The organism is Rhizobium hidalgonense (assembly GCF_002914525.1).
In the GTDB taxonomy this organism is placed as follows: domain Bacteria; phylum Pseudomonadota; class Alphaproteobacteria; order Rhizobiales; family Rhizobiaceae; genus Rhizobium; species Rhizobium hidalgonense.
This window is the reverse complement of record NZ_LODW01000033.1, coordinates 114130-125618: the sequence shown is the minus strand read 5'-3', so window position 1 is coordinate 125618 and position 11489 is coordinate 114130. Positions and strand designations below refer to the sequence as shown.

At 61.1% G+C, this 11489-nt stretch carries 14 protein-coding genes; 9 read left to right on the top strand and 5 right to left on the bottom strand.

All coding sequences use genetic code 11. The features are described from left to right. Positions 1–97: 97 nt before the first annotated feature. Positions 98–1360, top strand: coding sequence for an SAM-dependent methyltransferase (locus ATY29_RS03215; protein WP_003573637.1), 1263 nt, complete (start codon positions 98–100; stop codon positions 1358–1360). On the opposite strand, the gene ATY29_RS03210 is transcribed toward ATY29_RS03215, so the two are convergent. Together ATY29_RS03210 and ATY29_RS03205 are read right to left on the bottom strand one after the other, a co-directional pair. Then, positions 1361–2194, bottom strand: a complete 834-nt coding sequence (locus tag ATY29_RS03210) for an SDR family NAD(P)-dependent oxidoreductase (protein WP_097535135.1) — start codon at positions 2192–2194, stop codon at positions 1361–1363. It lies immediately after the preceding gene. 98 nt (positions 2195–2292) lie between these two features. Further along, positions 2293–2934: a ChrR family anti-sigma-E factor gene (locus ATY29_RS03205; RefSeq protein WP_097535133.1), complete on the bottom strand. Its 642-nt coding sequence runs from the start codon at positions 2932–2934 to the stop codon at positions 2293–2295. A gap of 240 nt (positions 2935–3174) precedes the next feature. Between ATY29_RS03205 and ATY29_RS03200 the strand changes: the two genes are divergently transcribed. From ATY29_RS03200 to ATY29_RS03185, 4 genes are read left to right on the top strand one after another with little or no spacing between them, the layout of a single operon-like run. Continuing rightward, on the top strand, positions 3175–4212 hold the full coding sequence (locus ATY29_RS03200) for a cysteine synthase A (protein WP_003573641.1): 1038 nt from the start codon (positions 3175–3177) through the stop codon (positions 4210–4212). A gap of 5 nt (positions 4213–4217) precedes the next feature. Further along, positions 4218–4955 (top strand): alanyl-tRNA editing protein, encoded by a 738-nt coding sequence (locus ATY29_RS03195; RefSeq protein WP_025415973.1) that lies wholly within the window; start codon positions 4218–4220, stop codon positions 4953–4955. A gap of 18 nt (positions 4956–4973) precedes the next feature. After that, the gene (sseA, locus tag ATY29_RS03190) at positions 4974–5843 is read left to right on the top strand and encodes a 3-mercaptopyruvate sulfurtransferase (RefSeq protein ID WP_097535130.1); all 870 of its coding nucleotides are present in this window, start codon (positions 4974–4976) and stop codon (positions 5841–5843) included. A 5-nt stretch (positions 5844–5848) separates the two neighbouring features. Then, on the top strand, positions 5849–6409 hold the full coding sequence (locus ATY29_RS03185; RefSeq protein WP_003573647.1) for a GNAT family N-acetyltransferase: 561 nt from the start codon (positions 5849–5851) through the stop codon (positions 6407–6409). Between the two features lie 21 nt (positions 6410–6430). Here ATY29_RS03185 and ATY29_RS03180 read toward each other — a convergent pair whose 3' ends face one another. Further along, a complete protein-coding gene (locus ATY29_RS03180; RefSeq protein ID WP_097535128.1) occupies positions 6431–6646 on the bottom strand; it encodes a hypothetical protein in 216 nt (71 codons plus the stop codon). A 62-nt stretch (positions 6647–6708) separates the two neighbouring features. Then, positions 6709–7500 (bottom strand): class I SAM-dependent methyltransferase, encoded by a 792-nt coding sequence (locus ATY29_RS03175; protein WP_025415971.1) that lies wholly within the window; start codon positions 7498–7500, stop codon positions 6709–6711. A gap of 278 nt (positions 7501–7778) precedes the next feature. On the opposite strand from ATY29_RS03175, the gene ATY29_RS03170 reads away from it, so the two are divergent. Next, positions 7779–8282 carry a DUF1203 domain-containing protein gene (locus ATY29_RS03170; RefSeq protein ID WP_003573654.1) on the top strand — a complete coding sequence of 168 codons (504 nt, stop codon included), beginning with the start codon at positions 7779–7781 and terminating at the stop codon, positions 8280–8282. Between the two features lie 16 nt (positions 8283–8298). Here ATY29_RS03170 and ald read toward each other — a convergent pair whose 3' ends face one another. Continuing rightward, the gene (ald, locus tag ATY29_RS03165) at positions 8299–9417 is read right to left on the bottom strand and encodes an alanine dehydrogenase (protein ID WP_003573656.1); all 1119 of its coding nucleotides are present in this window, start codon (positions 9415–9417) and stop codon (positions 8299–8301) included. A 156-nt stretch (positions 9418–9573) separates the two neighbouring features. Here ald and ATY29_RS03160 point away from each other — a divergent pair, with 156 nt between their 5' ends. The 3 genes from ATY29_RS03160 (at position 9574) to ATY29_RS03150 (ending at position 11475) form a co-directional block, all read left to right on the top strand. Beyond that, positions 9574–10035, top strand: coding sequence for an Lrp/AsnC family transcriptional regulator (locus ATY29_RS03160; RefSeq protein ID WP_003573658.1), 462 nt, complete (start codon positions 9574–9576; stop codon positions 10033–10035). A gap of 72 nt (positions 10036–10107) precedes the next feature. Continuing rightward, positions 10108–10989, top strand: coding sequence for a DMT family transporter (locus ATY29_RS03155; protein ID WP_003573660.1), 882 nt, complete (start codon positions 10108–10110; stop codon positions 10987–10989). Between the two features lie 84 nt (positions 10990–11073). Beyond that, a complete protein-coding gene (locus tag ATY29_RS03150) occupies positions 11074–11475 on the top strand; it encodes a PilZ domain-containing protein (protein WP_003573662.1) in 402 nt (133 codons plus the stop codon). Positions 11476–11489: the final 14 nt, after the last annotated feature.

The window sequence follows — 11489 nt, the reverse complement described above, 5'->3', positions numbered from 1 at the left end:
ATGCAGTAGCCTTCGATCTAATCGCCGGGGGGCGGCCGCGCGTATATTCTAGGGCTTCGTCGTCCCTAACCGGCAAGAAAATGCTGGAGGAGGAGAGATGAGCAAGGCGCAGGACTGGAATCTGCTGGCTCGTGATGCGGTGACGCTGACGGCCGAAAACATGTCCCGCATGGTGAAGGGCCTGCCCTTCAAGGCAAAGCTGGCGTTGCGCGGACTTCTGCACATGCAGCACGGTTCGCTCGCCGTTACTCTCCCCGATGGCCGCCGGCTGCTGGTCGAGGGCCAGAAGGCCGGGCCAAAGGCGGCGCTCAGCCTCCACAACTGGAACCTCGCCTATCGGGCGCTGACGAGCGGCACGATCGGGGTCGCCGAGACCTATATGGACGGCGATTGGGACAGCCCCGACCTCACCGCCTTCCTCGAACTCTTCCTGGTCAACGGCGAGGCCGCGTTCAGCTATGCGCATGGCAAGAGCGGTGTCGGCCGCCTCTTCGAGCGCGTACGCCACTGGATGAACGCCAATACCAGGACGGGCTCCAAGCGCAACATCTCCGCCCATTACGATCTCGGCAATGATTTCTACAGGCAATGGCTCGATCCAAGCATGACCTATTCCTCAGCGCTCTACTCCACAGGGGCCAACGACCTGCAATCGGCCCAAAACGCCAAATATCGCGCGCTCGCCGAGGCGACCGGCATCGGGCCGGGGGATCACGTGCTGGAAATCGGCTGCGGCTGGGGCGGTTTTGCCGAATTCGCCGCTGGCGAATTGAACTGCAAGGTGACGGGGCTGACGATCAGCCGCGAGCAGCTCGCCTTTGCGCAGGAGCGCATCCACAAGGCCGGCCTCGACGACCGCGTCGAATTCCGTTTCCAGGATTACCGTGACGAGATCGGGCTCTACGACCGGATCGTCTCGATCGAAATGTTCGAAGCGGTCGGCGAGAAATACTGGCCGTCCTATTTCTCCAAGCTCAGGCAATGTCTGAAACCCGGCGGCAAGGCCGGTCTGCAGATCATCACGATCAAACCCGAGTCCTTCGACCAGTATCGCAGCAATCCTGACTTCATCCAGAAATATGTCTTTCCCGGCGGCATGCTGCCGACGCGCAATCATCTGGCCGAACTCGCCGGCAAGGTCGATCTGTCACTGGTCAGAGACTTCGGCTTCGGGCTCGACTATGCCCGCACGCTTGCCGAATGGCGCGAGCGCTTCTGGTCAGTCTGGGAACGCATCCGCCCGATGGGCTTCGACGAGCGTTTCAAACGGCTCTGGGAATTCTATCTGTTCTATTGCGAAGCCGGCTTCCGCGCCCGCAATATCGATGTGCGACAGGTCGTGTTCTCGCGCAGCAGCTGATCATTCCGCCGGATGCGGTGTCGCCGGATGGTGACCAGGCGATGACGGCCGCTCGCGCCAGCCGGTGACGCGGTTGACCAGCGGGAAATAAGCGCAATAGGGCAGCAGGCGCGCGAGTTTCAGCATGGTGGTGAACCGCCTGGGGAAGGTGATCTCGAAGGCCTGCGACTTCAGCCCGGCGGCAATCTGCTGGGCAGCCTCCTCGACCGACACCACTGATGTTATCGGAAAGGCGTTCTTCCCGGCCGCCGACGTATCGACGAAACCCGGGCTGACGAGCTGGATGCGGATGCCGATCTTGTCGAGATCGAATTTCAGGCTTTCGGCCATGTTGATCAGCGCCGCCTTGGTGGCGCCACAGGCAGCACCCGTCGGCAGACCGCCATAGCCGGTGGCGCAGGAGACAACGGCGATCTGCCCCTGCCCTTTCGCCTTCATATGACCGATTGCCGGCACCATGCAGTTGACGACGCCGGAAAGATTGACGGCAAAGCTCTTGTCGAAATCGGCGCGGTTCAGATCCTCGCCATGAACAGGCAGGCAGACGCCGGCATTGAGGATCGCCATGGCGAGCGTGCCGTGTTCATATTCGATTGAAGCCATGACATGTTCCATGTCCTCGGCATCGGTGACGTCGCCGTCGAGAACGACGATGCTGCCGGAAAGGCCGCGGGCCTCGGCCTGCAGTTCGACCAGCTTTTCGTGACTTCTGGCGGTGACTGCGACCTTGTATCCTTCAGCCGCGAGCTTCAGCGCCAGCGCCCGGCCGATACCCGAGCTCGCCCCGGTGATCCAGACGACTCCATGTTCGGGACGGGCGATGAAATCACGCATGACATGTTCCTCCTGCTGCCTTGCAAACACGAAAACAGGTCCGGAAGTTTCTCTGCTCCTCCCGGATTTATGGCTCTATCACACCATTGTGGCTGCTTTCAGCCGATCAGATCGCCGATCATCTGACGAAGGGATCCGGTGAGCTTCACCGGCCCGTCCGAAACGGCAAAGGCGATGCAGGGCCTGTCCTTTTCGGCGACTGGCCGGTGGTCGATCGTGTCGTCGGCAATGGAGATGTCGCCGGGGCCGAAACGGCCGCGCTCATCGTTGAACGCGCCGTCAAGAATGAGGATCAGTTCCAAGCCTTCATGCGTATGCGCCGGCAAGGCGCGACCCGGGCGGATCCACATCAGGCTGACCTCGCAGCCGTCCATGTCGAGGCAATATTCCTTGAACCCCGGCAACCGCGTGCGCCAGGGCACATCCTCGGCTTCGAAGCCGACGAGATCGCGCAACGCTTGGGGAAACAGCGCGTTTTCCCGCCGCGCGGCGGCCGGCGCCGACATGGGAGAGGCGGAGGAAAAGATCGCCGCAAGCCGCCGGTCGCGGTCGGCAATGGCGGCTGCAGGAGCACTTTCGAGCGCCTCCCCGGCCAGCAGTTCGAGGCTGTTCACCAGGCGGCGATTATCCGGTTTCATTTCCAGATGAGACTGCACCAGCACACGCGCCGGCTCGGGCAGGGAGCCGGCGACATAATGCGCCATCAATGCATCGATCGTGTCGATCTGCTCGTGAATCATGCCCGTTTCGGCCACGCCCTGTTACCGCGCTCCGCTGTCGCTTTGTCGTCATCCGTACGGGGAAAGTCAATCGTCGGATCACCCGCCCGCGGCGGGATTGCCGGCCATGCGTCATTTCGGGGGAGGAAGGCCAAATTTTATCGTGCCCGACAGAGGCGTGGAATAGCATTTCTTGCCAACTCAGCCTTGTGAAGGGAAAAGACCGTTCCTAAAGTAAGAGTTCGAATAGAGGCAGATTCCATGACCTTCCACCCTTCCGTCCTCGAAGCCATCGGCAACACCCCCCTGATCAAGCTCAAGGGCGCTTCGGCGGCGACCGGCTGCACCATTCTCGGCAAGGCGGAGTTCCTGAACCCCGGCCAGTCGGTGAAGGATCGCGCAGCGCTCTACATCATCCGCGACGCGGAACGGAAAGGGCTGCTTCGATCCGGCGGCGTCATCGTCGAAGGCACAGCCGGCAATACCGGCATCGGGCTGACGCTGGTTGCCAAGGCGCTCGGCTACCGCACCGTCATCGTCATCCCGGAAACGCAGAGCCAGGAAAAGAAGGACGCGCTGAAATTGCTCGGCGCCGAACTCGTCGAAGTGCCCGCCGTTCCCTACAAGAACCCGAACAATTATGTGAAGGTCTCGGGCCGACTCGCCGAACAACTGGCCAAGACCGAGCCGAACGGGGCGATCTGGGCAAACCAGTTCGACAATGTCGCCAACCGGCAGGCGCATATCGAAACGACGGCAAAAGAAATCTGGAACGATACCGACGGCAAGGTCGACGGTTTCATCTGCTCCGTCGGCTCCGGCGGCACGCTGGCGGGTGTCGCAGCCGGCCTCAAAGCCTTCAATGCGGACATCAAGATCGGCATCGCCGATCCCGATGGCGCCGCCCTCTATGAATTCTACCACAACGGCACACTGAAATCCGAGGGCTCCTCGATCACCGAGGGCATCGGCCAAGGCCGCATCACCGCCAATCTCGAGGGCTTCACACCTGATTTTTCCTATCGGGTCTCTGATGCCGAAGCGCTTCCCTATCTTTTCGATCTCGTCGAAAACGAGGGCCTCTGCCTCGGCGGCTCGACGGCGATCAACATTGCCGGCGCGGTCAAACTCGCCCGGGATCTCGGACCCGGCCACACGGTGGTGACGATCCTCTGCGACTACGGTAACCGCTATCAGTCAAAGCTCTTCAACCCGGATTTCCTGACCTCGAAGGGACTGCCCGTTCCGGGCTGGATGGCCAAGTCGCCCGAGATCGACGTTCCCTACGAACCCGCGTGAGACCCATGCCCGTCAATGCCCTTTATCGTGACGACTTCTATCTCTCGACATGCGAGGCGGTTGTCACCGCCGTGCACGAAGATGGGGGCATTGAACTCGACCAGACCTGCTTCTATGCGACGTCAGGCGGCCAGCCGGGTGATACGGGCGAACTTGAACGTGCTGACGGCACCAGGATCGCGCTCGGCCAGACGAAGCACGGTGCAAGCAAGGATATCGTCATCCATGTTCCCCTCGAAACCGAGCCGCGGCCTGATGTCGGAGAAACGCTGGTTCTGCATGTCGACTGGCAGCGCCGCTACAGGCTGATGCGCATGCACACGGCCTGCCATCTGCTCTCCGTCGTCTGCTCCTATCCGATCACCGGCGCCGCCGTCGGCGAGGAGGAGAGCCGCGTCGACTTCGACATGAGCGAGACGATCGACAAGGACGCTGTAACCGCCAAGCTGATGGAATTGGTCGCTGAGAATCATCCGGTCTATCTGCAGTGGATTACCGACGAGGAGCTTGCAGCCAACCCCGATATCGTCAAATCGAAGAATGTCCGCCCGCCGATCGGGCTTGGGCGCGTCAGCCTCGTCTGCATCGGCGAGAACTCGTCGATTGACAGCCAGCCCTGCGGCGGCACACATGTCTCCGAAACACAGGAAGTCGGCCAGATTCACATCGCCAAAATCGAGAAAAAGGGCAAAGAGAACCGGCGCTTCCGCATCCGTTTCGGTACGCCCGGCGACGAAGCCTGACCATCAAGGGAGATCATCATGAATGAGACCAAGAGCCGTTTCGTCGTCTCGGCCGACTGGCTGCAGGCCGAACTCGGCGAACCGGATCTACGGGTGCTGGACGCCTCCTTCTATCTGCCGGCGCAGAAGCGCGATGCCGATGCCGAATACGCGGCCGGCCATATTCCCGGCGCCATCCGCTTCGACCAGGACAAGATCGCCGACCATTCGACGTCGCTACCGCACACGATCCCCTCGCCCGATTATTTCGCCACTGAGGCCGGCCGGCTCGGAATCAGCGAGAACGATCGCATCGTCGTCTATGACGGCATCGGTCTGTTCGCCTCGCCCCGCGTCTGGTGGCTGTTCCGGGTGATGGGCGCAAAGAACGTCTTCGTGCTCGACGGCGGTCTCGACGGCTGGAAGGCCGAAGGCCGTCCGCTAGAAACCACGACACCCGACCCTGCGCCGGCGACCTTTAGGCCTGACTTCGACGAGAGCCGTGTCGTGACGCTCGATACGATGCGCGACATCGTCTCGAGCGGCGCGATGCAGATCGCCGATGCCCGCAGCGCCGGCCGCTTCGCCGCCGCCGAGCCCGAGCCGCGCGCCGGCATGCGCTCCGGCCATATGCCCCGCGCCCGCAGCCTGCCCTCCGGCACCTTCGCCAACCAGGGCCGCTTCAAGTCGCTGCCCGAACTCCGCCAGACGATCGAGGATGCCGGCATCGATCTTTCCAAGCCCGTCGTCACTTCCTGCGGCTCGGGCATAACAGCGGCGATCATCACGCTGGCGCTGGAGTCGCTCGGCCATCACGACAACAAACTCTATGACGGCTCATGGAGCGAGTGGGGCAGCCGTGACGATACGCCCATCGTCACCGGTCCGCCGACGCCGGTTAAAGCCTGATCGCCATGGGGAAGACACCCGCTTCTTTGAAAGCTCACATCACGCGGCTCGAAATGACAGCGGCGCCGAAGGCTAGCATGCCGGTGCCCGTCAATATCCAGACGGCGATCATGCGCGCGCCTGAGATACCGCTGCCCTTCTATCGCTACCTCTACCGGCAGGTGGGCGCGCGCTGGCAATGGGTGGACCGGCTGCGGATGAGCGACGAGCAGCTTACCCTGACGCTGAATGACAAGCGCAACAATATCAGCGTCCTCTACGTCAACGGCGCGCCCGCCGGCTTCTACGAATATTTTTGCGAGGACGAGGATACGATCGAGCTCAGCCATTTCGGCCTGATCGAACATGCGCTCGGCCTCGGCATCGGTAAATGGTTCCTGCTGCAGGCGCTCTACGCCATCTGGACGCTCAATCCGAAGCGGGTCACCACCACCACCAACAATCTCGACCATCCGCGCGCTCTGCAGCTCTACCAAATGTTCGGTTTCTCCCCGGTGTCCACAGGCACCGGCATCGTCCGGCCGCTGAGCGACAAGGAACTTCTGGAGATGGCGCGGAAAGGCTGACCGCTCTCTTTCCCGACGTCGCTAACGTCGCGACAGGTTGTTCGGGCGGCGCGGATCGTTGCGGCGCTCGAAATCGAGTGTGCGATCCGACTGCTCCTTCAGTTCCGCCACCTCCCGGCGCAAGGCCTTCAGCTCTTCCAGTATTTCTGCATTCTGCTGCGCCAGCAGCGCGAGATCGACGTCGGCCATCGCCTTCTCCTTTTCGTCATGCAGTTTGCGGATTCGATAGCAAATGATCCGTGCACGAGTTTGACCTTATTAAACCCCAACCGTGCCGCCTCCGTTGAAGCCCATAACATCTAGCCGTGCCGGCGGCCTGTGATCAACCATGCGCGCGAATCGAAGTGAATTCCGTGGAGTGTCTGGTGCGCCTCCAGCATGTCGAGTAGCCGCGCCCGTATTTTGGCGGCCGTAGCAGTGGGATGATTGAGAGCTTTCTCGACATTCTCAAATGTCTGAATAGTCGCCAATGCAGTCTGAGGATTCGGACCGTAGTATACAGGCTCGTTTATTTCATAGAACTCGATGGCAGTGAACCCAGCCGTTTCTAGCAGCGCAGAAGTCACGGAGGGTTCGCTCAGCGAAAAGGCCTTGCTGGCCGCAACCGGACCGGTTGCTTCAGGGTCAAGGGCCTCATGGATGCCGGTCGCCCACTCATTGCGGTCTCTGCCCTGCCAGACCATGAACACGAAACGACCTCCTGGCCGTAGGGCGTTGGCGATGTTCGCGAAGGCTGCCGCCGGATCCGCGAAGAACATGACGCCAAATCGACTGATGCAAATGTCAAATTCCCCTTGAGCGAAGACATGGTTCTGCGCATCCGCCACTTCGAACGTCGCATTTGACAAGCCCTCCTCGGCACTGCGCCGGCGGGCAATCTCCAGCATCGTGACGGACAGGTCTATTCCGTGCGCTCGTCCTTTTTCAGCAGCGCGAGCCGCGTCACGGGTGGTTTGTCCAGCGCCGCAACCGATATCGAGCACACGATCAGAATGCCCGACTGCGGCGACGACCCTAAAATGCGCGTTGTGGAGAGCAAGCTCCGCATCATAGAAGTCTGCGAAGTTCAATACTGCTTCTTCGGCCATCACCTGTCCCCCAGAAAGCGAAACTCGTGAGGTGTAAGGTCGGGCCAGCGACCCTCACAACCCGACCAGCGGCCCTTACATGTGCCACCCGATCGCTTACCACGGGATGGAGAGGCTAGACATACCCGGCGCTGCCACGAGAGACACGATCGGATCGACGACAGCATTTTACCGCGACAAGGACGCCGGCCCATGACGCCCCAATGCCTGCGGCGCGCAAGAAACGGGTGGCTCACGCGATCATTCGGGCGCATTTCATGACAATCACAAAGGAGATTGCCATGACCGTCATTCGTTTTGCCGCCATGCCGACTGCCGATGCCGAAGCTCTCTGGAACGGCGGCCGCGACGCCTATGACAACCTGCCCGAGACGATGATATCAGACGGTGACGGCAACCCTTGCCGCCACTGCCTGCAGAATATCGAAGAGGGCGAGGAGTTCTTGGTTTTCGCCTACCGACCGTTCCCGGCGTTGCAGCCCTATGCCGAGACCGGGCCGATTTTCCTGCACAAACAGCGCTGCCGGCGTTACGCCGCCGAGGAGATCCAGCCGCCGATGCTGGCGATGAGCCCTGACTTCATCGTTCGCGGCTATGGCGAGAATGACCGCATCGTCTATGGCACCGGCGCAGTGACCGAGATCGCCGATATTCCGGCCTATGCCGAGACATTACTCGCGCGGTCTGACATTGCGTATGTTCATGTCCGCTCAGCGCGCAACAACTGCTTTCAATGCCGGATCGACAAGATAGAGGCGCCGGCCCTTGCGGAGACCGGCGCCTAACCTCGAGTCAGGAAGCTTACGCTACGTTGAGCACGCTCTCCGGCGCGAAGGCCTCGTAGCCGAGCGCCTCGGCGACCGGCTTGTTGGTGATGCGACCCTTGTGCACGTTGAGGCCGTTCCTCAGATGCTTGTCTTCGGCGATGGCGCGCAGGCCGCGGTCGGCAAGCGCGAGGCCATGGACGAGCGTCGCATTGTTAAGCGCATGCGCCGAGGTGACGGGGACTGCGCCCGGCATGTTGGCGACGCAATAATGCACCACGCCGTCGACTTCGTAGGTCGGATCGGAATGGGTGGTGGCATGCGAGGTCTCGAAGCAGCCGCCCTGGTCGATCGCGACGTCGACGATGACGGAGCCCTTCTTCATGCCGGACAGCATCTCGCGGGTGACGAGCTTCGGAGCGGCAGCACCGGGGATCAGCACGGCGCCGATAATCAGATCAGCCGAGAAGACTTCCTCCTCCAATGCTTGGATGCTGGAATACCGCGTGTGGACGCGGCCAGCGAAGATGTCGTCGAGCTGGCGCAGGCGCGGCAGCGACCTGTCGAGGATGCTGACATCGGCGCCGAGACCGGCGGCCATCCGGGCCGCGTGCAGGCCGACGACACCGCCGCCGATCACCGTGACCTTGCCTGGCAGCACGCCAGGCACGCCGCCGAGCAGCACGCCGAGCCCTCCATTGGCCTTCTGCAGGGCGGTTGCTCCCGCCTGGATCGACAGGCGGCCGGCGACCTCCGACATCGGCGCCAGCAGCGGCAGGCCGCCGCGCTCGTCGGTGACCGTCTCATAGGCAATCGCGGTGACGCCGGAGGCGAGAAGACCCTTGGTCTGTTCGGGATCCGGGGCGAGATGCAGATAGGTGTAGAGAAGCTGACCGTCGCGGAGTTGCGCCCATTCGGAGGCCTGCGGTTCCTTCACCTTGACGATCATGTCGCACTTTTCGAAGATATCCTTGGCGGAGGCGGCAATCTTCGCGCCAGCCGCGGCATAAGCGGCGTCATCGGCGCCGATGCCGGCGCCCGCCTTGGTCTCGACCCAGACCTCGTGGCCGTGGGCGACATATTCGCGCACAGAAGCCGGTGTCAGACCGACGCGATATTCATGATTCTTGATTTCCTTCGGGCAACCGACACGCATTGGCGTTCCTCTCTTATCGTCTCCGCAATTGCGGATCTCCTCAGACGATGAATCCAACCACCAAGGCGGTGAAATGTCCTTGCAAAGACGATTTGCGAATAGACGATTTTTCGGCTATTATTGCGCCTCATATTCCTTTTTTCGAAGGTCCTTCGAATGGCCGATCTCGATACCATCGATCTTGCGATTCTCAAGGCATTGCAGGCCAATGCCCGCATCACCAATGCCGAGCTTGCTGAAAGGATCGGCCTGTCGCCTTCGGCTTGTTCGCGCCGGCTCGACATCCTGGAAAGAAGCGGCGTCATCGACGGTTACCATGCGCGGCTGTCGCACAAGGCGCTCGACTACAAGATGATCGCCATCGTGCATATCTCGCTCTCCGGCCAGTTCGCCAAGACGCTGGCGGAATTCGAGGCGGCAGTGAAGCTCTGCCCAAACGTGCTGGTTTGCTATCTGATGTCGGGCGAATACGACTATATCCTCAGGGTCGCCGCCCGCGATCTCGAAGACTACGAGCGCATTCACCGCGACTGGCTGTCGGCCCTGCCCCACGTCGTCAAGATTAATTCCAGCTTTGCGCTCAGAGAGATCATCGACAAGCCGAATGTCGGGCTTTGAGCCCTTGCATATCGTCCGAAAGCCTGCCCAGACTTTTCATGCGCGCGGGCGTTTCCCGCTCAATGGCAAGTCATGACATCGAAGACCCAAGGCTATATTTTCGCTCTCTCGGCGCTCACCATCTTTTCGTTGCAGGACGCCATCTCGAAACATCTGGCAACGACCTATCCGCCGATCTTCGTGACGATGATCCGCTACTGGGCCTTCGCGCTTTTCACGATCATCCTCGCTTCGAAGATGCGCGGCGGCATCAAGGCGACGGCCCGCACCAAACGCCCCCTTCTGCAAGTGACGCGCGGCGTGCTGCTTGCGGTCCAGGTGGTCCTGGCCATCACCTGTTTTGCCGTGATCGGCCTTGCCCGCTCACAGGCGATCTTTTCCGCGACGCCGATTCTGATCGCGCTGCTGGCGATGCCGATCCTCGGCGAGCGGGTCGGTTGGCGGCGGTGGGCGGCGATTGGCGCGGGACTTTTCGGGGTGCTGCTAATCCTGAAGCCGGAAGGCGAATTTTTCGATGTGAAGCTGCTTATCGCCGTCGCCTCCTGCTTCAACTTCGCCTTCTACGTCATCGCCACCCGCCTCGTCAGCCGCGACGATTCGTCGATGACCAGCTTCTTCTATACCGGCGTCGTCGGTGGCATCACGATGACCATCGTCGGCCCGTTCTATTGGAGCTGGATGTCGCCGGGCGACTGGGGCTGGATGGCGCTCGTCTGCATGACCAGCATTTCCAGCCATTATTTCCTGATCCGCGCCTACGATATTCTCGATGCCGCCGCCGTCCAGCCGCTGACCTATCTGTCACTTGTCTACGCCTCGATCATCGGCGTGACCATCTATGGCGAAACGCTGAGCCTCAACATGATCGTCGGCTCGGTCATTGTCGTCGCCGCCGGCATTTTCACGGTCTGGCGCGAACATGTGGTTGGGCGCAGAACCGCCAAAACCAATTGACGGTTCGCTGCAATTTTAGCCAAGCCACTAAAACCATTTCAATTTTCAGCTGCTATGGTCCCTGACTGTATCGAGGGAGACAGCATGACCCGCAACTTGAAAATCACGGCGCGAAAGGCTGATCGGCAAAACTGCCGCGTCTTCGGCAGCGTCAAATATTTGAACAGCGAAGTGGATGTGCGCATTCTCAACCTGTCGGTGACCGGCGCCGCCCTGGAGACGAAGACGCCACTTCATGCCGCTTCCGGCAGCAAGGTGCGCATCGAAGCTGAAAACCTCGGTCTGCTCGAAGGCATCATCCGCTGGAAGCACAATGGCCGTGTCGGCATCCAGTTCGACGTGAATTCGAATGCGCGGGCACAGGTCTCCTCCTATTTCCGCTTTTTCCATAAGGAAATACGGCCGGTGCTGGCGGTGCGTCAGCTGAGAGCCGCGACCAGCGGCGAACGCCCACCTCATTTGGCCACGTCGACGCTGAAATCGTAAGGCCGCACCGATTC